We start from the raw sequence: 23,433 nt of genomic DNA, 5'->3' as shown, positions 1-23,433 counted from the left end.
TCAATAAAAGTTTACAAAATTTTAGATTTTGTTTATTTTGCTATAATCCAAGCTATTTTCTTAAAATGAGGTAATTTTTATGAGTATTGAACAAGAACTTTTAAATAGAAGTGATTCTTCTTGTGAACTTTGTAAATCAACACAGGACTTAAGTGTTTATGAGGTAAGTCCTAGTGATGGAACAGCTTTACAATCAGCATTATTATGTGCAAAGTGTAAAACACAATTTGAAGATGATAGTTTTTTAGATGAAAATCATTGGTTTTGTCTAAGTGATTCTATGTGGAGTAGTGTTCCTGCTGTTCAAGTTTTATCATATAGAATGTTGAAAAAATTAGGAAATCAAGACCTTCTTGATATGATGTATTTGGAAGATGATGTAAGAGCTTGGGCAGAAGCAGGGATTTCTAAAGTTGAAGATGGAATAATTCATAAAGATTGTAATGGTGTAGTTTTAAATGCTGGAGATACTGTTACAATAATTAAAGATTTAGAGGTAAAAGGTGCTGGTTTTACTGCAAAAAGAGGAACTGCTGTAAGAAATATTTCACTTACTTCTAATCCTGAACATATTGAAGGAAGGGTAAATGGAGTAAAAATAGTAATTCTTACTCAATATCTTAAAAAAGCTTAAAAATGAAAAGAGGTTAAACCTCCTCTTTTATTTTCTCTAAATCTTTTATTTTTTCTAAATATTGCTCTTTTTTGTTTTTTACGAACTCTATTCTATCTTTATTTATATCTAAATATTGCTCTTTTGAGTATTTTATAATTTTAAATAGATAGTTTCTTTTTGAAGTTAAAAAATCCTCTATTTTTTCAAATCCAAAATTTGCTTTTAACTTTGCAACAATTTCATCTTCTCTTGGATGAGAGATAGAGAATCTACTAGGCTCTTTTTTATAAAGCTCTTCACTTTCACTTATTTGTTGTTCAAAGTGAGCAATAGTTGCTTGTGTTGTTTGTATATATGAGTATGATAATGCACCATTAAAGTATGCAAATTTCTTTCTTAGTGCTGAAATATTTTCCAAAATTGCTTTATGAAAAGTTCTTAAAACATTTTCATAAACTTTTGCTGCAAAGTGCCTAGTATTTGAGAACTCTATATCTGAAGCTATCTCTCTTTGTTTTCTTATAAGTTCATAAGGCTCTTGCCACTTTACAACATCATTTTTTATTACTCTATAAACATCTCTAAATGCTTCATCTGTATCCAATTCTATATTTTTAAGAAGTTTAATTGATCTTTTGAACATTTTATCTACGGTTTGATCATCATAAAATAGTGCTTTATAAACAGCATCACTATCAATCCAAAATGTTTCATACTCAAATTTCTCTATTTTCTCACCAAAAAGCGATTTTGACTCTTCAAATCTAAGAGATTTTTTTCTTTTAATATTTTTAAATGTCTCGTTTGCTATTTTTTCCATAACAGTTTCAAGTGAATTATATATATTAAAAAGTTCTTTAGAGTATTTTTTATGAATATTTTCAAAAGCTTCATCAACTTTTGCTTCACAAGATTCTAAAACTTCAACTAAAGCATCATAAACTTTGATGATTGTTTCATACTCTTTTATTAAAATATCACAAAAACTTCTTAAATCTTTTTTAATAGCAAACTCTTTTGCTTCAGCTGCTTGTGGTCTTATTGTTGTTTCAATAAAATCTAAAACCTCTTGAATATTTGAATCTTCTAAAAGTTTTATATTATTTGATGTATCACTTAATCTTATAGATTTTATTTTATTTTTATGTTCAGTTAATAATTTCTCAATATCAGCATTATCTTCTATATCTTTTGATAGGAGCTCTTTTTTTAGTTGAGTTAAAAGATTTATATTTTCATCTTCAATTAAAATAGTTTTCTCTTTTGCTCTTCCTTCTAAAGCTTTTATTGCTGAAATTGGTACCACTTTAGCAAAATATTTACTAAATTTATCTTTTACATAATTTGTAGTAGTTTCAACTTGTTCTGGAGTTAATTTATCTTTTTGATTTAAAACACATAAAGATTTATTTTTAAAGTGTTGCATATACTCTTCAAGAACTTGAGCTTCTGAGAGTTTTCCTGCATTATCAATCAATGTTAGCCAAATAATTCCACCAACATCTTTTAAAACTCTTCTTGTAACATCTGTATCACTTTGAGATTGAGAATTTAGACCTGGAGTATCAACAAATGAGATCTCTTTTAAAATAGGCATTGGGGCGTAAAGTGTTAGATATTTAATATTTTTCATATCATCTTGTCTTTGATCTGTAAAATCAGCAATACTTTCTATTGGTGCAAACTCTTGTGCTCCTGAATAATATGTTATCTTTAATTTAAAATCTTCACCATAATTTATAAAGTTTACTTTAGATGTAACTGGTGTAATTCCTGTTGGTAGAATATTTCTTGAAAGTAGGGCATTTAGAAATGTTGATTTTCCAGCACTAAATTGTCCAGTAATTGCAACTTCCATAGGATATCTAGCCCGTCTTAATTGTTTATTTAAAACTGATTGTAGTTGAATTGATGGATGAAATTTTTCATCAAGTAATTTATCTATTGTTTTTTTTATATCTCCAACAAGTCCATCTTCATAAACTATCTCTTTTAAAGAGTTTTGTTCTTTATATTCATTAGCAAAGCTTTTTAATATATTTAAATTTGCACTCATTAGTGTAATCCTTTAATATTTAACATAATAGTTTCAAGTTTTTTAATATTTTTATGTAGATTTATAGATAATTCAGCTTTATTTTTATCATTTTCTTCAAAAGTTGCAATTCTATTTTGAAGGCTCTCTTCTTCATTTTTTAATCTTTGTTCAAAAGCTTTTAGTGGAGCATTTAGTGTATTAAAGAAATTTTCAATTAAAAGTGAACTTACTTTTTTTGCTTTAGACTTAATATCTTCTTCAATACCTTTAAATTGATTTTTTATAATATCTTCAATATTTCTATCAAGTTCATTTAATCTTCCTTCCTTAGCACTTCCAACGGCATTAATTATTTGATTTAGCATAATCTCATTATTTGAAGTTAAGAAACCACTTTTAAAATCATCTTGGAAAAATCCTCTTGCATCAAAATTCTCATTTTTATGTCCTAGTGCAAAACCTAAATCATGATATTTTTGTTCACACTGTTCACCAATAGTTTGAGATTTTTTTATGAATTTATATCTATAATCTCTAATTACATCAATAATTCCATCTTTTATTGCTGTTTCAACAATAACTTTTACTCTTGCATTTTCTGGTCTTTTTTTAGTTTTCTCTAAAGAGTATCTTGTATCATTTACAACTCTTTGTTTTATGATATTTTGTAACTCTAAAAGTTCACTTTGTAAAAATGTCTCTAAAGAATCAATATATGATTTTGCATCATTTTTGTAGTAATTAATATCTTCACTCATTGAAAAAAGTACTCTTTTATTTGAATCTTTTTTCTTATTAAATTCTACTAATTCTAACTCTAATTCATCTTTTGATTTATTTAATAAAGTTAGTTCGTAATTATTAAAACCTATTTGTTTTTCTAAAAGTCTATTCAATTGAGTTTTTGCTGATTGAATAACTAAATCACCTTTTTGTGAAGAAGTTCCAAAAAGGCTCTCCATAAGATAGTTTTCTATCTCTAAAATTCCTGTATCTTCTAAGGTAAATCCAGCTTCAAGAGCCTCTTTTTCTCTACCTGTTCTATGAAGTAGTGCCATATATCCTGATATTGGAATAAACTTTATAGTTTTTAAAATATGGTCTAATTGAGAATCTTTGTTTTGAGCTTTTAATTGTTTTTGAATAGATGATTTTGTGTACTCTATAACTTCTTCAAGGTTTTTCTTAGATACAGTATCAGCTCTTGTGATTACTACCAAAAGTTTTGAAATATTTTGATATAAAACAGCATCAATTATAAACTCAACATCTTTTAAAGTAGCACTTTGAGATACATTCATTAGATGCATCATCATATCACATTTAGAAATATACTCTTTTGTTATCTCTTCTCTTTGGATAACTGGGTCATCAAGTCCTGGTGTATCAACTATTTCTATACCATCACTTAAAAATTTAAGATTGCTCCCTAGTTCTACATACTTTACAAGATTACATTTTTTTTCACTATGTTCGGCAGATGTATAAGATGACAAATTATTTATATCAACTTCATCAAATCTTGAAGTTGGTTTTATGTAGTTTTTTAGATTTTCACCAAAGACTTTGTTAGTTTCATTTACAAAATCTCTCATACTCTCTAAACTTTTTGCACTCTCTTCAATTTTCTCCCACTCTTTTGTGTTCCAATAAAATACTTTTGCATTATCAGTTGGATTGTGTTTTACAATTGTAAGGTTTGCAGTTTCAGGAACAACAGCACTTCCCAAAATCTCTTTTCCCATAAGAGCATTTAGCATTGTAGATTTTCCAGCATTCATAACACCAGTTATTCCTATAGAGAATTTTTGATTGTTTATATATTCTCCAACTGCTTTAAGCTCTTGAGAAACTTCACTATTTTTAATTTCATTTTTTAGTTCTAATAAAATATTTTCGATAGTGATTTTTAACTCTTTAAATGAAGTTTTATATTCATCATCAATTTTTGATATTGAGTTTGTCTCATCTTTTATAGCTTCAATTTCTTTATAATCAAATAAAGAGTTTAGTTTTGTATAGCTATCTTTATCTATAATATTTTCATTTTGCAAATATTCAAAGCTATGATGAAGAGTTTCAAAATTTGTTTTTAGTCTATTTTGCGAAATTAGTTCAACAATATTTTCTTGAATATGATAAAACTCATTAGCATTTGATGGAGTTTTAATTTTTAACTGTTGGCAAAGGGTTTTAAAAGATGTAAGATGTATAAATTTTTCATAATTCTTTCTATTTGCACTAATAATTAAAGCAAAAATAGTAAAAGTATCAGAGTTAAGCTCTATATCAATTGGCTCAATCTCTAGATTTTTTTCAAATGTAATTCCATGATATAGTAAAAAATAATCATTTGTTAAACTCATTTATAGACTCTCCTAAATAAAAAAAGTTAAATATCACAAATGATATTTAACTTTTTCTATTTTTTTCATTTATGAAGGTAAAACCTTCATAAATAATTATCTAAGTGCTACTAATTTTCTTCTTAAGTAAGCAATTTTATTTTGTAATGGTAAATGTTTTGGACAATGGTCTTCACAAGCCATTAATGACATACAACCAAATACTCCATCATCATCACCAATTAATTCATAGAAATCTTCAGCTGTTCTATTATCATGTGGGTCAATATCAAATCTTGCAACTCTATTTAATCCAACTGGTCCTACGAATTTTGGTCTCATTAACATTGTTCCACAAGAAGCAACACAAATACCACACTCAATACATCTATCTAACTCAAATGTGTCATTTGCAACTTTTGGATCAACTCTTTGTTCCATTTTAGAGATATCAACCTCTTCGTTTGAATGAATCCAAGATTCAACTCTTTTACTCATACTATCCATCCATTTACCAGTATTTACTGATAAATCTTTGATTAGTTCAAATGCTGGCATTGGCATTAATTGAAGTTTTCCTGAAGGATAATTTGCAATTAATGTTCTACAAGCAAGAGTTGGTTTACCATTTACCATCATTCCACAACTTCCACAAATTCCAGCTCTACATACAAAGTCAAAAGATAAATCAGGATCATAGTGTTCTCTAATTTGAGATAAAGCGATAAAAAGAGTCATACCTGGTGTCTCTTCTAGCTTATACTCTACAAAGTGAGGTTTTGAAACCTTACTTCTTGGATTATATTTAAGAACTGAAATTGTAATTTCTCTACCTTTTTGCGTACTCATTATTTATCTCCTGCTCTTTCATTTTTCTCTTTGTAGTTCATTGGTAAGCTAAATGGCATTAAAGCGTGTTGAATTTCATGTCTATCTTTACCTTCAGCTTGCATTTTTTCAGTTATGCTATCAACTTGTTCTTGTCTAATTGCTGAATCATCATGCTCTATAATCATACCTTTTGCCCCATATCCTCTAAATGCTGGAGGCATCTCCATAGTCATAATATCAAGTGGTTCATAAGTAATCTCTGGCTCTAGTGCATCTTTTGATGGCCAAGAAGTTAAAGTTCTATTTAACCAGTTTTTATCATCTCTCATTAAGAAATCTTCTCTATAGTGAGCCCCTCTTGATTCAGTTCTATCTCTAGCACCCTTAGCAACACATAAAGCAACTTTTAACATTTTAGGTACTCTATATGCTTCTTCAAGTTCTGGATTTCCAGATTTCTCTTTTGATTTAATAGTGATTTGTTTAGTTTTTTGTAAAAGTGATTTTAACTCTTCAACAGCTTCTTTTAAAGGTTCTCCACTTCTAAAAATACCAACTTTCTCATCCATTAACTCTTTCATTCTATTTTTGATTTTGAAGATATCTTCAGAACCATTGTATGATAGAATCTCATCAAGATAAGCTTCTTGTTCATCAATAAATTTTTGAACTGTAGCAGTTGGAATTGTTACATCATTTGCTAAACAATAATCAGCAAAATAGTTACCTATAATCATTCCTGCAACAACTGTTTCAGAAACTGAATTTCCTCCAAGTCTATTAAATCCATGCATATCCCAACAAGCAGCTTCTCCACAAGCAAATAGACCTGCTAATTTTTGTGATTCACCTGTTGGTTTAGTTCTAATTCCACCCATAGAGTAGTGTTGCATTGGTAAAACAGGAGCCCAACCTTTTGGACCTTCATCAGCTGGATCAATACCGTTGAAAATTTGACAAATTTCTTGAACATCTCTTAAGTTTTTCTCAATATGCTCTCTACCTAAAATAGAGATATCTAACCATACATGGTATCCATAAGGTGAAGGAACACCTTTACCATTTCTAATATGCTCAATCATTCTTCTTGAAACAACGTCTCTTGATGCAAGCTCTTTTTTCTCTGGCTCGTAATCTGGCATAAATCTATGTCCATCAACATCTCTTAGGATACCACCATCACCTCTACAACCTTCAGTTAATAGAATTCCTGATGGAACGATTGGTGTTGGGTGAAATTGAACAGCTTCCATATTTCCTAAAGTTGCAATTCCAGTTTCTAAAGCAATAGCTGCACCTGTTCCTTCACAAATAACAGCATTTGTAGTTTGTTTGAAGATTCTTCCATAACCACCAGTTGCAATACATGTTCCTTTTGCTACATAAGCTTCAAGTTCTCCTGTAATTAAATCTCTAACAACTGCTCCATAACATCTACCATTTTCATGAATTAGACTTAAAGCCTCTTTTCTATCTCTAATATCAACATCATGTTTTAGAGCCTCATTTGCAACACCAAATAACATTGTATGACCTGTTGCATCTGCTGTGTAACAAGTTCTCCATTTTTTAGTTCCACCAAAGTCTCTTGATGTAATAAGACCATGTCTATCTTCATCTTCAGTAATAGTTGTTTTTTTAGCATTAATAACAGCTTCTCTAGTACCTGCTTCAACTCTTGACCAAGGTACACCCCAAGCTGCTAATTCTCTAATTGCTTTTGGTGCAGTATGAACAAACATTCTAGCAACTTCTTGATCACATCCCCAATCTGAACCTTTTACAGTATCTGCAAAGTGTAAATCTTCATTGTCTCCATCAGACATTTTAGAGTTCCCTAAAGATGCTTGCATTCCACCTTGAGCTGCAGCACTATGAGATCTTTTTACTGGAACTAATGATAAAACTATTGTACTTAATCCTTTTTTTTGTGCAGCAACAGCAGCTCTAAGACCTGCAAGTCCTCCACCAATAACTAACGCATCACAGTAATTAATTTTCATTAAGCGATTCCTCCAAGAGTTTTAGTTTTTAATTCATATTTCATAATTTGTGCAGTTGGTGTATATTTTTGTCCAACTGTTCCTTTTTGAGCATTTTCGTAACCAATTTTCATATAAGCTGCAAGTGAAGCAAATCCTAAAACTAAGAAGAATACAGTTAAAGCCCATTTTAATTTTTTAAGAGTTTTTCTTGTTTGTTTTGGGTTCTCTCCATCAAACCAACCCCACTTAACACAGAGTCTATATAATCCAATAGTTCCATGGAATTCAACAGCTAATAAAAGTAGAATATAAAGTGGCCACATATATTCAGACCAAACTCTATCTGAACTCTCATAAGGTCCAATATCACCTGAATGAGTCATAATTACATATAAATGCACTGAACCTAAGAAGAACATTGCAAAACCAGTAAATGCTTGTGTAAACCAAAGTTTTGTATCATCATGACCCATACTTTTTGAATGAGCTTTCATTACTTGGTACTGTCTAAAATTACCTGGTAATTTTCTCATACCTAGTGCAGCATGAACTATAAAAATAACAAAAATAACAAGTGCAGCAATAGATACTAAAAGTGGATTTCCACCCTCAAATATAAAGCTACCCTCTAAAAGTTTTGTAACATAGTACATAAAATCATTTGACACTAAAATTGATGCAACAAGCATCATATGTGCCCACATAAATAGAGCTAGAAATCCACCTGTAAAACTTTGAATAAAGTCTAATTTTGCAGGAAGTCTACTCTTTTTCCCTTCTGTTGTTTTTCCTAAATAACCCTCTATTAGGTCACTCATTTGCTATCCTTTCTTGCGATTTTAGATTTCACAAAATCATAGCAAAATAATAGTTTAAAGTTTCTTCAATAGCTTAGGATATATTTACTTTTTGTTAATGTATAGTGGTAGAAAAGTTACACTTAATCCCCTAGTGGGGATTTTTAGCACTTTTATGAATTATTTGATAGTTACTATATTAAACAATCAGTTTAAAAATAGTGATTGAATAGCTATATTTGTGAGATTTGTAATTGTATCAATACTAATTGATGGAATAAAGAAAATAATTGCACTTCCAATACCACCAATTATTGTAGCAATTGCTATAAATGCTACAGCATAATTTGATACACTTTTTTCATTAAAGTTTTCTATTTCACACTCATCTTTTGCAGAGTAAAAATACATAGCTGCAATTAATCTAAAGTAGTAATAAATTGAAACAATTGTTGCTAAAATAGCTAAAATAGCTATTAATGTATAACCAGCTTTTATTGTCTCAGTAAATACATAAAGTTTTCCTATAAAACCAATAGTTCCTGGAATTCCAGCTAGAGATAGTAAGAATATTGTAAGCATTAGGGCATAAAATGGTCTTTGTTTTGCTAAACCATTAAAATCACTAAAATTTACTCTAATAATAGATTTTGAGTTTATTTGCGATATTAACCCAAATGAACCAAGAGCTGCTAGCATATAAGCTAGTAAATAGAACATTATAGAGTAAGAGATATCTATATTTGCAATTTGTGTGTTTTCATAAGTTAAAGCAACAAAAGCCATTAAAATATAACCTGTATGAACTATTGATGAAGCAGCAAGCATTCTTTTTACACTCTCTTGAGTAAGAGCAAGCCAAGTTCCAATAACTAAAGTTACTATAACAACAATTGTTAATAAACTATCCCAAAAATCAAAGATAGGTGAAATTATATCAAGGATTAATCTAAGGAAAAACGCAAAAATTGAGATTTTAAACGTTGAAGCCATAAATGCTGTTACAATCATTGGAGCTCCTTGATAAACATCAAGTAACCAAGATTGGAATGGGAAAGCTGCAATTTTAAATAGGAATGTAAATAAAATTAGAGTTATACCAATATAAACTAAAACTAAATCATTTACACTTGCATTATCAATAAAAGTTTTTATATCTACAAAGTTTGTAGAAACTACACTTCCATAAACTAAAACTAAGCCTAAAAGGAAGAATGCTCCAACAAAAGCACCTAAAACTAAATATTTAAATAAAGCTTCAATTCTTTTTGAATTGTCTTGATTAAATCCAACCATAATATAAACTGAAAAAGAGGCAATTTCTAAAGCAATAAATGCAGTTATTAGTTCATTTGACTGAGTTAAAATCATCATTCCAAATAGAGCGAATAAAATTAAACTAAAAAATTCACCTTTAAAATAGTCTCTATTTCTAAAATAGCTCTCTCCAATAAGAATAGTTAAAAGAGTTCCAAAAATAAGCATTGCATTAAAGAAGTTTGAGAAAGTATCAAATGTTAAAACATTGTGTAAAAAGCTTTCATAAGCTTGAACAGAGTAGCTACTATTTATATTTACTAATGAAAATATTAAAGCTAAAACTAAAAATAGTGATGTTACAACAATATGAGTTTTTATAGAAATTTTTTCATACATACTTAAAAGCATAACTACTAATGCTCCAACTAGAACTGTAAGAGTTGGTAGTGTTAAGATAAATTGATTCATTTTGTTGCTCCAATTTGTAAAATATCTTGTAAATATGAGCTTACTGTTGGCTCATAGATATTTGTGAAAATATCTGGGAAAATCCCCATAATAAAGATTAAAACTACCCAAGGAGTTAAAGCTAAAATCTCTTTTATTTTTAAATCTCTGATATTAAGTTCAATTGAACCTTCTGGTCTATCTTGTAGTATTGCTCTTTGAAACATCCAAAGCATATAAGAAGCTCCAATAATAACTGATAAAGCAGAGATAATTCCTAAATATAGATTAAACTCAAATACACCAAAAATAATCAAAAACTCTGATACAAATCCACTAGTTCCAGGAAGTCCCACATTTGAAAATAACATAATGGCGAAAATAAATGTAAGAATAGGTGCTTTTTTAGCAATTCCACCTAAATCTTTAATTTTTTTAGTTCCAGTTTGGTCTTGTATATTTCCTACAAGTAAAAATAGAGCACCTGTTGCTATTGCATGAGCCATAATTAGATATAAAGCACCACTTAAACCATAAGTTGTAAGTGAAAATACACCAGCTGCTATAAAGCTTAAGTGTGAAGCTGAAGAGTATGCAAACATTCTTTTTATATCTTCTTGTGTTAAAGCTGCAATACCAAAATATACCATTCCAAAAATACCTATAAATACTAAATAGTTTGAGTAGATTTGAACTTCATCTGGGAAAATAGGGATTAAAAATCTAATTACTGCATAAATTCCTAGTTTTGCCATAATTGATGAGAGAATGAAAACAGCACCTGTTGGAGCATTTTTATATGTTGCCATAATCCATGTATGAACAGGGAATAGAGGAATTTTTATTGCAAATGCAAATAAAAATGCTAAAAACAACCAAGTTTTTGTACTAGAATCAAGAGTTGTAATTTTTGCTAAATCATTATAAGCAAAAGACCAAAAACCAAACTCATTTGAATAAGATATTCCTAAATAGAATATTGCAAGTAGCATAAATAGTGAACCAGCCATCGTATAAATAGTTACTTTTAAAGTAGTTGCTACTTTATCACCGCTTCCATACATTCCAATCATTAGGAATATTGGAATAAGCATAAGTTCCCAGAAAAAGTAAAATAATACTATATCTAAAGCTAATAAAGCTCCAGTAACACCAGTTTGAACTAAAAGCATATTAATAAAATATGATTTATTCTCTTTTTCCCAAAGTAGTAAATATGAAGATGGAATTAAAATTGCAATCATCATTAAAATTGTTAAAGAAAACCCATCAAGACCTAAATAGTAATTTATACCATAGCTCTCTATCCAAGGGATATTTACAACAAACTGCATAGAAGAGTTTGGTTCATAATCCATAAATAGTTTTAAAGCTAAGGCTAAAACAACAGTTGTTGTAACAAAAGAGATATTTCTTACAGTTTTAATCTCTTTTGTTGTAAGCATTAAACCTAATGCTACAACAGCTGGTAAAAATATAATAAATGAAAGTATTACTTGATTCATATTACAATCCTAATGAAATATATAGGTAAATAAAGGCAAATGTCATACCTAAAAGCATAAATACTGCATAAAATCTTACATTTGCATTTTGAATAGTTGCAACTTTTTTACCTATATTTAAAAAACCACTTGATGATTTCATAATTGTTGCATCAATAATTTTATCATCGATAACTTTGTCAAATAGTTTTGAAAAGCCTTTTAAACCTTTTACAAAAATTGCATCATATAGTTCATCAACATAAAGTTTTCTTCCTATAAATCCAACTTCAAGTTCTGGTTTACTTAAATCAAAATTTCCATATTTTTTATATGCTACAAATATTCCAAGTGCAGCTACAACAACTGAAAGAATCATTAAAATATACTCTGTACTATGTGATAGAGTTATAGATTTTGAGTTTAAATCTCCTAAAAAACTATCAACTAAATGGCTTCCACCAAAAATAGATGGAAAATTTAAAAATCCTGCTCCAATTGCTCCAATAGCTAAGATTAGAAGAGGAATAGTAATTGTTTTACTTGTATATACATACTCTTTTTTATGATGATTTGGTGTAACGAATACTATAAAATAAAGTCTAAACATATAAAATGCTGTTAAAAATGCAGTGAATAGTGCAATAGCATAGATTAGATAGTGACCTTCTTGAAATGCAACTGCTAAAATAGCATCTTTAGAGAAAAAACCTGAAAATGGAGGAATTCCTGAAATTGCAATAACTCCAACTAAAAAAGTAAATGATATAATTGGAAGATTTGCTCTATGTTTTGCTATATTAAAGATATTTTGTTCATGATGAATTGCTAAAATAACTCCTCCAGCTCCCATAAATAGCATTGCTTTAAAGAAAGCATGAGTAAATACATGGAATAATCCAGTTGAATAAAAACCTAAACCAACAGCTATAAACATATATCCTAATTGGCTCATTGTTGAGTAAGCAAGGATTTTTTTAATATCTGTTTGTCTTGTAGCTATAATAGCAGCTAAAAGAGCTGATAAAGCTCCAATATAAGCTATAAATGTTCCAATTTCTTCAATTCCACTATATAAAAAGTGAAATCTTGCAACCATATAAACCCCTGCTGTAACCATTGTTGCTGCATGAATTAAAGCTGAAATTGGTGTTGGTCCAGCCATTGCATCAGGAAGCCAAGTATAAAGTGGAATTTGTGCTGATTTTCCCATAGCTCCTACAAAAAGTAAGAAACCAGCTAGAATTAGCCAACCATTTGATGTATTTGTTAAATTTGCTTCAATAGAGCTAAAAGATAAATCAATTTGTCCTAGAGCAAAAAATAGTGTTGCAATTCCTAAAAGAAAACCAAAATCTCCAACTCTATTTACAATGAATGCTTTATTTGCTGCAAGAACATTGTTCTTATCTCCATAATAAAATTTAATTAAAAGGTATGAACAAACTCCAACACCTTCCCATCCAATAAATAAAATTACTGGATTATCAGCTAAAACTAAAATAAGCATTGAAGCTAAGAAAAGGTTAAAGTAAGCAAAGAATTTACCAAATCCTGCATCACCTCTCATATAGCCAACTGCATAAATATGAATTAGCCAACCAACAAAAGTTACAAACATTGACATAAATATTGCTAAATTATCACCTAAAAATGCCATATCAATATTTAGCTTAGATACACTTAACCAAGTAAATAAATGTTGTTTGAAAACTATTTTTTCTTCAATCATCTGTAAAAATAGGCATAGAGTTATTAAAAAAGAGATTAGAGGAGTTAGTGTTCCTATAATAGCAAAAGGAAGTTCTCCAATATCTCTTTTTTTAATATTATAAAAATATAAAGCACCATTTAATATAGCTCCAATTAGTGGAGATAAAATTATCCAAATTAGTAAATTTGTACTCATTTATTCTCTCCTTGTGCAAGAGATGTAAATAGATCTGTATCCAAAGATTTTTTAGATCTATATAAAAGAATAATTACAGATAAAAATATAGCAGCTTCAGCAGCAGCAATAGATATTACAACAATTGTAATAATTTGTGGGTCTATATTAAAATGGTATCTTGCAAATGTTACTAAGAACAGATTTATTCCATTTAACATCATCTCAATTGACATATAAATTACAAAGATATTTTTTCTTGCAATTACTCCAATTGCTCCAATAGAAAAAAGCATCATTGAAACAAAGGCATAAGAAGTAAGAGATATCATTTTTTAGTCCTCCTTATCTATAATTTTAGTTTTTCTTTTTTTAGCAAGAACAACTGAACCAATAAGTGCTATTAAAAGAAGAATAGATACTAACTCAACTGCAACTATCCAGTTATCATATAGAGTCATACCTAATGGTTTTAAATCTCCAAATGTTGTCTCAAGAGTTGATACATCTTTTGCTGGAAGCATTGAAACCGCTTTTAAAACTAAAATATTTAGTGGAAGCATAATAATTGCACCAATAATTATTAATCTATATTTATTTGGTTCATTTGGAAGATCTTCTTCATTTATATTTAAGAACATTAAAATAAATAAAATAAGAGTCATAATTGCACCAGCATAAACTATTATTTGAATTAAAAATAGAAAAGTTGCATTTAAAAGTGCAAACATTCCAGCAACACTTAACATTGAAATTAAAACACCTAAAGCACTATACATAGGATTTTTATAAACAATCATAGCTATTGCACCAGTGATTGCAAAAAAAGCAAGAGCTAGAAAAATAATATTTGCTATCATTCAAAATCCTTTGATCTTTCATTTTTCATAAGAGCTTTTTTGTCTAAGACAAACTCTTCTCTACTTGAAGCTGTAAAAGAGAAGATACCTGTATCCATTCGAATAGCATCACAAGGACAGGCTTCAACACAATATCCACAAAATACACACTCTAAAAGGTCAATTTTAAACTCTTTGGGTCTCTTTTCATCAATACCATCAAATCTTTCTTCAGCGTCTATAAAGATACATTCAGCAGGACATGCAGTTGCACACATAAAACAAGCAACACATTTTTCTGTTCCATCATCATGCTTTGTAAGTCTATGAACTCCTCTATATCTCTCTGTTATATCTGTTGGTTGAACCTCTGGATATTGTAAAGTATTTATACCCTCAACATCTTTTAAATTTTTAAAGAAGTGTTTAAATGTTGTCTTCATTCCACCTGCAATAGCAGGTAAATAAAGTTTGTCTTTAAATGATTTACCATATCTTGGTACTACTTTTATTGCCATATTAACTTCCTTTTACAACTACAAATATTGCAGTTACAACAATATTTAATAATGCTAGTGGAATTAAAACTTTCCATCCTAACATTTGAAGTTGGTCATATCTAAATCTTAAAACTGTCCATCTAACCCACATAAAAACAAATGCCATCATAAAAAACTTGATTAAAAAAGTTCCTATTTGTAAAACAGCAGTTACAATATTAACTCCATTTTCTCCTAAACCAGTTACTAAAAAAGAGATTAATAAAATAGAAATACCAACACCTAAAGCCCAAAATATTGTAGTTAGAATTTTTGTCTCTTTTTCTCTACTTATATTTTGTCCAATAGCTTTATTGTTTTTCTTCATCCATCTTGTGAATAAAAAGATTAAAATAGGAAGAGTTATTAATATTGCTAAAATCACATAGTTTATATTTGCTTGAATAGTTGCTGTATCCATCCAAGGAATTTGATAACCACCAAAAAATAGTGTTACTATAATTGCACTTGAAGCACTCATTGCAGCATATTCACCAACTTGGAAAAGTCCAAATTTCATAGCACTATACTCTGTATGATATCCTGCAACAATTTCACTTTCACCCTCAGCTAAGTCAAAAGGTGCTCTATTAGTTTCAGCGAATGCACAAACTATAAATATAATTGCAGCTAGAGGTTGAATAAATACTCCCCACATAGGAATAACTCCAAGATAAGTTCCAGTTTGTGCATTTACCATATCTGTTAAGTGAATTGAACCATAAGAGATAATCATAGAGATAATTGCCAATCCCATAGAAACTTCATAAGATATAACTTGTGCTGAAGCTCTAATTGAACCTAAAAGACCATATTTACTTCCAGATGAATAACCACCAAGAATTATTCCATAAACACTAAGTCCAGCAAATGCAATAAACCACATAATTCCTAAATGATTTGGAATGGCTTGCATTGTATGAGCAGTTCCATCATAAACAAAAACATCAGCATAAGGAATAACTGCAAAAGTTAAGAAAGAGCAGAAAAAGACAATAACAGGTGCTATTGTAAAGAAAAATTTATTTTTAATATGAGAAGGAACAAAATCCTCTTTAAAAATAAGTTTTAACATATCAGCAATACTTTGTATTAATCCACCAAGTCTAAAAACGCCAATATTACATCTATTTGGTCCACTTCTATCTTGAATAAAACCAGCTATCCTTCTCTCCCACCATACCCAAAGAGGAGTAAGACCAACAGCTAAAATAATAGCTAGTGCAATATTTACTATAATTATAATTGTATTACTCATATAGTTCCTTTTTCTATCATAGATTTAATATCTTCTATTATTGTTGTAATTGTAGGCATAGGATTATTTCTTTCTATTTTTGAAACAACTTTTTGCTTAATTCCATTACAGTTTATGTAAGAACCACTTTTTTCATAAAATGATGCAACAGGAACAGCAATATCTGAGTTTCCAATAGTTAAACAGTGGTGTGAGAATAGAGAAATAACTTTTTTATTTTCAAGTAAATTTAACTTATCTTCAAAATATGTATTTTCTACTATAATAACTGTTTTTGCATCATTTAATGATTTCTCAAAAAACTCTTTTGACTCATCAATTCCAAGCTCTTTAAATGATGCTCTATTTGCTGTTTTATCAGCTTTTTTTAGCCAATCATCAGCAAAACTCTCATCAATAGTATTTGGAGAATAACCACTTAGTTTTATATTTAATTTATTAGCTAATGCTCTTGTATTTATCATCTCTTCATAAGATAAATTAGCACTTAAAAGCATTAATATATTTTGTGAAGATGATAACTCTTTAAAGATATTAATAATAGCATTTGAAAGATTTGTTTCATTTTTATCTATTAAAGCAGTCTCAAATCTATTTTCAGCTTCATTTTTGTATGACAATCTTCCTTCATCACACATAAACCAACCATTTACTGCTTTATTTGTTCGTGGTCTAAATCTGTAAATCATATCATCTTTATATTTCTCTTTTCTATGATCTACATTTATATTACAGCCTTTCGAACAACCATTACAAATAGCTTCAAAGCTTTGTAAGAACCAAACCCTTTGTTTAAATCTAAAATCTTTACTTGTTAATGCTCCAACAGGGCAAAGATCAACTACATTCATAGCATATGGATTAGCTAAAGGACGACCGGGAAATGTTCCAATAACAGAATGATCTGTTCTATCAATAACTCCTAATTCTGCTGTTTTTGTAATATCTTTACAGAATCTTACACATCGGAGACATAAAACACATCTCTCTTGATCAAGCATTACATTTGAGCCCAAATCAACTCTTTTTCTAGCTTCATTTTTATCATCAACGTTTACTCTTGAAGAATAAAAACCAGATTCCATATAATAATCTTGTAGTTTACACTCACCAGCTTGGTCACATGTTGGACAATCTATTGGGTGATTTATAAGTTCAAGCTCTAAAATGTCTTTTCTTACTTTTTCAATTTTCTCACCTTTTGTTCGTATAATCATCCCATCTTTTATAGGTGTATCACAGGCGATTTGAGGTCTTTTTTGACCATCTATTTCAACCATACACATCCTACAATTCCCATCTTTCCCCAAAGCTTGATGATAACAAAAGTGGGGAATATGAATATTTTCATCGATTAATTTATCAATTAGCAAGCTACCTTTTGTAGCTTGAAATTGAATACCATTAATTGTAATACTAACTTGTTCGGCCATAAGCATATCCCCTTTTGAATTTTTAATCTATTATTTACCTGTATATAATTGTCTTGGTCTTGCAATTTTATGTTTAGGATCTCTTTTTAATTCAGCCCATTGTGCAATCCATCCTGGAGTTCTTCCAATAACAAAAATTGGAGTAAACATTTCAACTGGAATTTTAAGAGCTGTTAAAATTACACCTGAATAGAAGTCAATATTTGGGTATAAACCTCTTTGTTTAAAGTAGTCATCATTTAAAGCTGCTTCTTCAACTGCTTGAGCAATATCTAAAAGTTTAGAATCAAGATTTAATTTTTCTCTTAATTGATCTTGTAAACCTTTTAGTGTTTCAGCTCTTGGGTCTCTATTTTTATAAACTCTATGACCAAATCCCATTAATCTAAATGGATCATTTTTATCTTTTGCTTTTGCAATATATGAAGGTACATTTTTAACATCACCAATTAGTTTTAATTGATCCATAACTTTTTCATTTGCTCCACCATGAGCTGAACCCCAAAGTGCTGAAATTCCAGATGCAATTGCTACATAAGGGTGAGCTTCTGTTGAACCAACATTTCTTACAGTTGTTGTAGAAGCATTTTGCTCGTGGTCTGCATGAAGAGTTAAAATAGCATCAAGTGCATCAACTTCAATTTGAGTAATCTCTTGATTTGAACCATCTGCTAAATGTTTCATTTTTCCACCAGGATAAGCTCTTAGCATATATAAAAAGTTTTCAGTAAAATATCTATCTACATCTGGATAGATAAGTGGAGTTCCAATAGAGTTTCTATATGCCATAGCTGCAATTGTTGGCATTTTTGCAAGAATTCTATTTTGCATAGTTTTAAACTCTTCTTCATCTTCTAAATGTAAGTGATCTTTATAGTATGCTGATAATGCCATAGCTGCAGCTCCCATTGTTGCCATAGGGTGAGCTCTATCTGGAAGTGCATCAAAAAGTCTAATAATTCCTTCATCAACGAAAGATCTATGTCTAATTTCTAAATCTAAGTTTTTTGAAATTTCAGCAGTTGGTAATTCACCATTCATTAATAGGTAAGAAACATCTAAAAATGAGTGTTTTCCAGCTAAATCAGCAATATCATAACCTCTATATCTAAGCTCAGAATTCTCTCCATCTATAAATGTAATTTTTGATTCACAAGCAGCTGTTGAAGTATATCCAGGGTCAAATGTAAACATTCCTGAATCTTTGTAAAAAGTTGAAATATCAACAACACTAGGTCCTCTTGTTCCATCAATTATATTGTACTCATATGATTTACCACTTCTGTTATCAGTAAAAGTCATTGTATTTTTTGCCATTTTATATCCTTTTTTATAAATTTATTTTTGTAAATATGTTTCAAACTCTTCAGGAAACTTTTGCACAATACTTGCAATAATATCCTTTACTGCAGGTGCAAAAACACATACAGTTTTTCCATTCATAGTGTTACAAACATCTAAAATTGTTTGTAAATCTTTTTTTTCTGCCTCTTTTTTGATAACTTTTTCTAAAATTTTATCAATCCATCCACAACCCTCTCGACAAGGTGTACATTGTCCACAAGACTCATGGTGGTAAAATTCAATAATATTTTTTGCTACTTCAACCATAGATGTATCTTCATCTATTACTATCATCCCTCCTGTACCTAAAGTTGAACCAATATCCCACATTGATTCATAATCCAATACAGCTTTTTCTACTTCGGAAGCTGTTAATATTGGACATGATGTTCCTCCTGGAATAATTGCTTTTAGTTTTTTACCTTCAATCATTCCACCTCCTAAAACATTTAAGAAGTCAATCATTTTATTTCCATATTCCATCTCATAAACACCAGGATTTTTAACTGGTCCAGAAATAGCAAAAAGCATAGTTCCTGGAGATTTTTCTGTTCCATATTTTGTGTAACCAACTGAGCCATTTTCTACAATATTTGGAACAGATGAAATTGTTTCAACATTATTTACAGTTGCAGGTTGCCCATAAAACCACTCACACTCTTTACCATGTGGTTTTAATCTTGGGTGTCCCCTTTTACCCTCTAAAGACTCAATAAGGGCAGATTTCTCACCACAAATATAGGCTCCACCACCTCTATGTACTGTAATATCAACTTTAAAATCATATTTATCCATAATTTTATCACCAATAATTTTTGCTTTATAAGCTTCTTGTATGGCTTCGTTTAATCTATCAATAAAAAATTTATATTCACCTCTTATGTAAATATAAGCGTGATTTGCTTGTATTGCCCAACAAGTACAGATAATCCCTTCAATTAAAATATGTGGGTCATATTGAAAAATCTGTCTATCTTTAAAAGTTCCTGGCTCACTCTCATCACCATTTACTATTAAATATCGTGGTCTTTCATCAACTGGTGGCATAAGCTCCCATTTTGGACCACATGCAGCTCCTCCACCACCTTTTCCTCTGAGTCCAGATTTTGTAACTTCAGCTGTTACCTCTTCTGGTTTCATAGTAAAAAGTTTATCTATTGAAGAGTATCTTCCATTTGCAAGAGCAACTTCAAGTTTATGAGAGTTTGGAATATCAAAATTTTTACTTACTATTCTAGTTATCATTTTTACACTCCCAAATTATTTTCTCTAACTTATCTTTTGTAAGTTTTCCATGATAAACATTGTTTAGTGCAATCATAGGAGCATCTCCACAAGCTCCTTGGCACTCAACTTCACTAAATGTAAAAAGTCCATCATCACTTGTTTGACCAGGTTCAAGACCTAAAGTCTCTTTTATATATGCTTTTAAATCTTTTGCTCCCATAATCATACAAGATACAGTTTTACATAACTCTATATGGTATTTTCCTTTTGGTTTTAAGTTGAACATTGTATAAAAAGTTGCTACTTCATATACTTGCATTGGACTTTTTTGAACTTTTTCTGCTACATAAATCATAGCTTCAGGGCTTACCCAACCTTCTTGTTCTTGTACTAACCAAAGTGCTGGAAGCATACAAGAGTCTATTTTTGGATATCTTGAAGCATATTCTTGAAATTTTGCTTCATTTTGTGGTGTATATTTAAAACTACTCATTATCTATCAAACTCCCCAGCTATAAAATTCATACTTGCCATTGTAATAACTGCATCAGCAAGCATAGTTCCTTCAACAATTTTTGAATAAGATGCAAGTGAATAAAAACAAGGTGGTCTACATTTTACTTTATAAGGTCTTCCACTTCCATCACTTACAATAAAGAAACCTAACTCTCCATTTGCAGCTTCTGTTGAACTATAGTATTCTCCTTTTGGAACCATTATTCCCTCAAAAGTAAGTTTAAATTGATTCATCAAACCTTCAATATTTCCATAAACATCTTTTTTTAGAGGTAATACAATATTGGGAGCATATACATTGATTGCACCATCAGGAAGGTTTTTCATAGCTTGTCTAATAATTTTTATAGATTGAATCATCTCTTCAAATCTACACATCATTCTGTCATAAACATCTCCATGGCTTCCAATAACAATATCAAAATCAAAGTTTTCATATCCATAGTAAGGTTTATCTTTTCTTAAATCTCTTGCTACTCCAGCTGCTCTTAAATTTGGACCTGTAATCCCATTTTTAAGTGCAAAATCAGGTCTGATAACACCTACATCTTGAGTTCTATCTAAGAAAATTTTATTATGTGCAATTAAAGATAACGCATCATCTATACCTTTTTCAACAGCTTTTAAAACATTTTCTAAATCTTTATCAAAACCATCATATAAATCAAACTCTAAACCACCAATTCTTGTATAAGTGTTTGTAAGTCTAGCACCAGTTAATTTTGATAGTAGTTCATATGCTAAATCTCTTGGAGAGAATAGATACCAGAAATTTGTAAGTCCACCCATATCAACCATATTTGCAGCATTACAAACAAGGTGATCTATAATTCTACTTAACTCACCAATAATTACTCTAATTGTTTTTGCTCTAGGAGTTATCTCAATATTTAGCATCTCTTCGATAGCTTTTGCCCAACCAATGTTATTTAATATAGCACTACAATAATTTAATCTATCTGTATAAGGAATAACTTGAGAATAAGTGTGATGTTCACAGGCTTTTTCAAAACCTCTATGTAAATATCCAATCTCTGTAACACAAGCAGTTATTGTTTCACCTTCCATAGCAACGAAGTTTCTGATAGTTCCATGAGATGCTGGATGAGAAGGTCCTACATTTAAAAGCATTAAATCATTAGCTTCCTCTTTTGTATAACCTTTTGATTCAAGTAAAGGCGTCATCTCATCCATTAAATCTTCAGTCTCTGTACAAATTTGCCCTTTTGTAATAGTGTAATCTTTTCTTAAAGGGTGTCCAACAAACTGTTTGTGATTTAAAACTCTTTTTAAATTTGGATGATTTTTAAACTTAATTCCATATTGGTCATAAGTCTCTCTTTCTCCCCAATTTGCTGAATCAAAGAGGTCATAAATAGACTCTATTTCTAAAGATTCATCATCTACAAATGTTTTTAAAACAAACTCCTTTTTAAAATCACTTGTTCTAAAAATATAAATAACAGCAAAACGACTAGGAGTAGTATCTGGAAATTTTAGATAATCAATAGCTGTAACATCTAATAAAATTGTAAAGTCATCTTCTTTGAGTTTTAAAACAGTAGCTCTTAAATCTTTTGAATCAATTAATAAATCACATTTAAGCATCTAAAAATCCTTTATAATCTTTAACTCTATCTTTTATAACTGATTCAGTTTGAGCTTTTTCTTGAATTCTCATAATTGCATCAAGAACAGCTTCTGGTCTTGGTGGGCAACCTGCAACATATTCATCAACTGGAATAATTTGATCAATTCCTTGCACTGTTGCATAGTTGTCGTAAAAACCTCCACTACAGGCACAGGCTCCCATAGAGATAACCCATTTTGGTTCACACATTTGCTCATATATTTTTTTCAAAATAGGTGCTTGTTTATATGAAATAGTTCCAGCAACTATTAATAAATCAGCTTGTCTTGGTGAAAAACGTACAACTTCTGCTCCAAATCTTGAAACATCATATTTTGCTCCAGCAACAGCCATAAACTCAATTCCACAACAGGCTGTTCCAAATGCCATTGGCCAAAGAGAGTAAGATCTCCCCCAATTAACAGCAGCATCAAGCTTTGTTGTAACTATGCTATCGCCTAAACTTGATTCAATTCCTAATCCCATAATAAAGCCTTTTTCTTATAGATATAGATTAATCCAGCAAATAGTAATCCCATAAAGATAAACATTTTTACTAATCCAGCATATCCTAGTTCTACTACATTTATAGCCCAAGGAAACATATAAACTAATTCAACATCAAATAGTAAAAATGATATTGCAACTAAATAAAATTTTATTGAAAATCTTATTTTTGTAGTTCCTATAGGGTTTGTAACCCCACTTTCGTAAACAGAATTTTTAATTATAGAGTCTTTATTATTTGGTCCAATATATTTTGTTGAGACAAAAAATAAAGATAAAACTACTCCAATTACAATGAAAATAGTAGAAGCTAGGATTAACTCAAGTGACATATTTTTTCCTAATGAGTGAATTTTAAACTAAAAACGATTGTATCTTAATTTAAATTTTAAGCAAAGTTTATAGCATAATAAAACTATATTTATAAAATAGAATGAGAAAAAAAGTAA

The 23,433-nt window shown here is 29.7% G+C and carries 20 protein-coding genes; 1 reads left to right on the top strand and 19 read right to left on the bottom strand.

Going from position 1 to position 23,433, the window contains the following annotated elements; all coding sequences use genetic code 11:
- Positions 1-79 precede the first annotated feature (79 nt).
- Complete coding sequence (locus AFAEC_RS09645; protein ID WP_026805135.1) at positions 80-634, top strand: PhnA domain-containing protein; 555 nt, start codon at positions 80-82, stop codon at positions 632-634.
- Between the two features lie 13 nt (positions 635-647).
- Here the strand turns inward: AFAEC_RS09645 and AFAEC_RS09640 are convergent, their stop codons facing one another.
- From AFAEC_RS09640 to AFAEC_RS09550, 19 genes are all read right to left on the bottom strand, one after another.
- A complete protein-coding gene (locus AFAEC_RS09640) occupies positions 648-2,672 on the bottom strand; it encodes a dynamin family protein (protein WP_026805136.1) in 2,025 nt (674 codons plus the stop codon).
- Positions 2,672-5,020 (bottom strand): dynamin family protein, encoded by a 2,349-nt coding sequence (locus AFAEC_RS09635; protein ID WP_026805137.1) that lies wholly within the window; start codon positions 5,018-5,020, stop codon positions 2,672-2,674. Before AFAEC_RS09635 ends, AFAEC_RS09640 begins: the two co-directional genes overlap by 1 nt.
- Before the next feature lie 96 nt (positions 5,021-5,116).
- The gene (locus tag AFAEC_RS09630) at positions 5,117-5,848 is read right to left on the bottom strand and encodes a fumarate reductase iron-sulfur subunit (protein ID WP_026805138.1); all 732 of its coding nucleotides are present in this window, start codon (positions 5,846-5,848) and stop codon (positions 5,117-5,119) included.
- On the bottom strand, positions 5,848-7,833 hold the full coding sequence (locus AFAEC_RS09625; RefSeq protein WP_026805139.1) for a fumarate reductase flavoprotein subunit: 1,986 nt from the start codon (positions 7,831-7,833) through the stop codon (positions 5,848-5,850). The genes AFAEC_RS09630 and AFAEC_RS09625 overlap by 1 nt, the downstream gene beginning before the upstream one ends.
- On the bottom strand, positions 7,833-8,633 hold the full coding sequence (locus AFAEC_RS09620) for a fumarate reductase cytochrome b subunit (RefSeq protein ID WP_026805140.1): 801 nt from the start codon (positions 8,631-8,633) through the stop codon (positions 7,833-7,835). The genes AFAEC_RS09625 and AFAEC_RS09620 overlap by 1 nt, the downstream gene beginning before the upstream one ends.
- 186 nt (positions 8,634-8,819) lie before the next feature.
- Positions 8,820-10,340 (bottom strand): NADH-quinone oxidoreductase subunit N, encoded by a 1,521-nt coding sequence (locus AFAEC_RS09615; RefSeq protein WP_026805141.1) that lies wholly within the window; start codon positions 10,338-10,340, stop codon positions 8,820-8,822.
- Positions 10,337-11,824: a complex I subunit 4 family protein gene (locus AFAEC_RS09610; protein WP_026805142.1), complete on the bottom strand. Its 1,488-nt coding sequence runs from the start codon at positions 11,822-11,824 to the stop codon at positions 10,337-10,339. The genes AFAEC_RS09615 and AFAEC_RS09610 overlap by 4 nt, the downstream gene beginning before the upstream one ends.
- Position 11,825: 1 nt before the next feature.
- Positions 11,826-13,712 carry an NADH-quinone oxidoreductase subunit L gene (nuoL, locus tag AFAEC_RS09605; RefSeq protein WP_026805143.1) on the bottom strand — a complete coding sequence of 629 codons (1,887 nt, stop codon included), beginning with the start codon at positions 13,710-13,712 and terminating at the stop codon, positions 11,826-11,828.
- Positions 13,709-14,023, bottom strand: coding sequence for an NADH-quinone oxidoreductase subunit NuoK (gene nuoK / locus AFAEC_RS09600; RefSeq protein WP_026805144.1), 315 nt, complete (start codon positions 14,021-14,023; stop codon positions 13,709-13,711). The genes nuoL and nuoK overlap by 4 nt, the downstream gene beginning before the upstream one ends.
- A 3-nt stretch (positions 14,024-14,026) precedes the next feature.
- Complete coding sequence (locus tag AFAEC_RS09595) at positions 14,027-14,551, bottom strand: NADH-quinone oxidoreductase subunit J family protein (protein WP_225442373.1); 525 nt, start codon at positions 14,549-14,551, stop codon at positions 14,027-14,029.
- Entirely contained in the window at positions 14,548-15,048 is a 501-nt protein-coding gene (locus AFAEC_RS09590; protein ID WP_026805146.1) for a NuoI/complex I 23 kDa subunit family protein, read from the bottom strand. Before AFAEC_RS09590 ends, AFAEC_RS09595 begins: the two co-directional genes overlap by 4 nt.
- Position 15,049: 1 nt before the next feature.
- Positions 15,050-16,327 carry a complex I subunit 1/NuoH family protein gene (locus tag AFAEC_RS09585; RefSeq protein ID WP_026805147.1) on the bottom strand — a complete coding sequence of 426 codons (1,278 nt, stop codon included), beginning with the start codon at positions 16,325-16,327 and terminating at the stop codon, positions 15,050-15,052.
- Positions 16,324-17,760, bottom strand: coding sequence for a 2Fe-2S iron-sulfur cluster-binding protein (locus AFAEC_RS09580; protein WP_026805148.1), 1,437 nt, complete (start codon positions 17,758-17,760; stop codon positions 16,324-16,326). The genes AFAEC_RS09585 and AFAEC_RS09580 overlap by 4 nt, the downstream gene beginning before the upstream one ends.
- A 30-nt stretch (positions 17,761-17,790) precedes the next feature.
- Complete coding sequence (locus AFAEC_RS09575) at positions 17,791-19,077, bottom strand: citrate synthase (protein ID WP_026805149.1); 1,287 nt, start codon at positions 19,075-19,077, stop codon at positions 17,791-17,793.
- A 21-nt stretch (positions 19,078-19,098) separates the two neighbouring features.
- A complete protein-coding gene (gene nuoF, locus AFAEC_RS09570) occupies positions 19,099-20,349 on the bottom strand; it encodes an NADH-quinone oxidoreductase subunit NuoF (RefSeq protein WP_026805150.1) in 1,251 nt (416 codons plus the stop codon).
- On the bottom strand, positions 20,339-20,824 hold the full coding sequence (locus AFAEC_RS09565; protein WP_026805151.1) for an NADH-quinone oxidoreductase subunit NuoE family protein: 486 nt from the start codon (positions 20,822-20,824) through the stop codon (positions 20,339-20,341). Before AFAEC_RS09565 ends, nuoF begins: the two co-directional genes overlap by 11 nt.
- Complete coding sequence (locus AFAEC_RS09560) at positions 20,824-22,455, bottom strand: NADH-quinone oxidoreductase subunit D (protein ID WP_026805152.1); 1,632 nt, start codon at positions 22,453-22,455, stop codon at positions 20,824-20,826. Before AFAEC_RS09560 ends, AFAEC_RS09565 begins: the two co-directional genes overlap by 1 nt.
- Entirely contained in the window at positions 22,448-22,963 is a 516-nt protein-coding gene (locus AFAEC_RS09555) for an NADH-quinone oxidoreductase subunit B (protein WP_026805153.1), read from the bottom strand. The genes AFAEC_RS09560 and AFAEC_RS09555 overlap by 8 nt, the downstream gene beginning before the upstream one ends.
- A complete protein-coding gene (locus tag AFAEC_RS09550) occupies positions 22,954-23,316 on the bottom strand; it encodes an NADH-quinone oxidoreductase subunit A (protein WP_026805154.1) in 363 nt (120 codons plus the stop codon). The genes AFAEC_RS09555 and AFAEC_RS09550 overlap by 10 nt, the downstream gene beginning before the upstream one ends.
- Positions 23,317-23,433 lie beyond the last annotated feature (117 nt).

It is taken from the genome of Aliarcobacter faecis, assembly GCF_013201705.1.
Taxonomy (GTDB): domain Bacteria; phylum Campylobacterota; class Campylobacteria; order Campylobacterales; family Arcobacteraceae; genus Aliarcobacter; species Aliarcobacter faecis.
The sequence above is the reverse complement of the archived record's forward strand: the minus strand, read 5'-3'. Positions and strand labels throughout refer to the sequence as shown.

Excerpts from the sequence above, each read along its gene's own strand:
- AFAEC_RS09550 (WP_026805154.1), bottom strand. The coding sequence starts at position 23,316 with ATGTCACTTGAGTTAATCCTAGCTTCTACTATTTTCATTGTAATTGGA.
- nuoK (WP_026805144.1), bottom strand. The coding sequence starts at position 14,023 with ATGATATCTCTTACTTCTTATGCCTTTGTTTCAATGATGCTTTTTTCT.
- AFAEC_RS09635 (WP_026805137.1), bottom strand. The coding sequence starts at position 5,020 with ATGAGTTTAACAAATGATTATTTTTTACTATATCATGGAATTACATTT.
- AFAEC_RS09555 (WP_026805153.1), bottom strand. The coding sequence starts at position 22,963 with ATGGGATTAGGAATTGAATCAAGTTTAGGCGATAGCATAGTTACAACA.
- nuoF (WP_026805150.1), bottom strand. The coding sequence starts at position 20,349 with ATGATAACTAGAATAGTAAGTAAAAATTTTGATATTCCAAACTCTCAT.
- AFAEC_RS09595 (WP_225442373.1), bottom strand. The coding sequence starts at position 14,551 with ATGATAGCAAATATTATTTTTCTAGCTCTTGCTTTTTTTGCAATCACT.
- AFAEC_RS09585 (WP_026805147.1), bottom strand. The coding sequence starts at position 16,327 with ATGAGTAATACAATTATAATTATAGTAAATATTGCACTAGCTATTATT.
- AFAEC_RS09580 (WP_026805148.1), bottom strand. The coding sequence starts at position 17,760 with ATGGCCGAACAAGTTAGTATTACAATTAATGGTATTCAATTTCAAGCT.
- AFAEC_RS09640 (WP_026805136.1), bottom strand. The coding sequence starts at position 2,672 with ATGAGTGCAAATTTAAATATATTAAAAAGCTTTGCTAATGAATATAAA.
- AFAEC_RS09615 (WP_026805141.1), bottom strand. The coding sequence starts at position 10,340 with ATGAATCAATTTATCTTAACACTACCAACTCTTACAGTTCTAGTTGGA.
- AFAEC_RS09560 (WP_026805152.1), bottom strand. The coding sequence starts at position 22,455 with ATGCTTAAATGTGATTTATTAATTGATTCAAAAGATTTAAGAGCTACT.
- AFAEC_RS09620 (WP_026805140.1), bottom strand. The coding sequence starts at position 8,633 with ATGAGTGACCTAATAGAGGGTTATTTAGGAAAAACAACAGAAGGGAAA.
- AFAEC_RS09645 (WP_026805135.1), top strand. The coding sequence starts at position 80 with ATGAGTATTGAACAAGAACTTTTAAATAGAAGTGATTCTTCTTGTGAA.
- AFAEC_RS09575 (WP_026805149.1), bottom strand. The coding sequence starts at position 19,077 with ATGGCAAAAAATACAATGACTTTTACTGATAACAGAAGTGGTAAATCA.
- AFAEC_RS09625 (WP_026805139.1), bottom strand. The coding sequence starts at position 7,833 with ATGAAAATTAATTACTGTGATGCGTTAGTTATTGGTGGAGGACTTGCA.
- AFAEC_RS09565 (WP_026805151.1), bottom strand. The coding sequence starts at position 20,824 with ATGAGTAGTTTTAAATATACACCACAAAATGAAGCAAAATTTCAAGAA.
- AFAEC_RS09610 (WP_026805142.1), bottom strand. The coding sequence starts at position 11,824 with ATGAATCAAGTAATACTTTCATTTATTATATTTTTACCAGCTGTTGTA.
- AFAEC_RS09590 (WP_026805146.1), bottom strand. The coding sequence starts at position 15,048 with ATGGCAATAAAAGTAGTACCAAGATATGGTAAATCATTTAAAGACAAA.
- nuoL (WP_026805143.1), bottom strand. The coding sequence starts at position 13,712 with ATGAGTACAAATTTACTAATTTGGATAATTTTATCTCCACTAATTGGA.
- AFAEC_RS09630 (WP_026805138.1), bottom strand. The coding sequence starts at position 5,848 with ATGAGTACGCAAAAAGGTAGAGAAATTACAATTTCAGTTCTTAAATAT.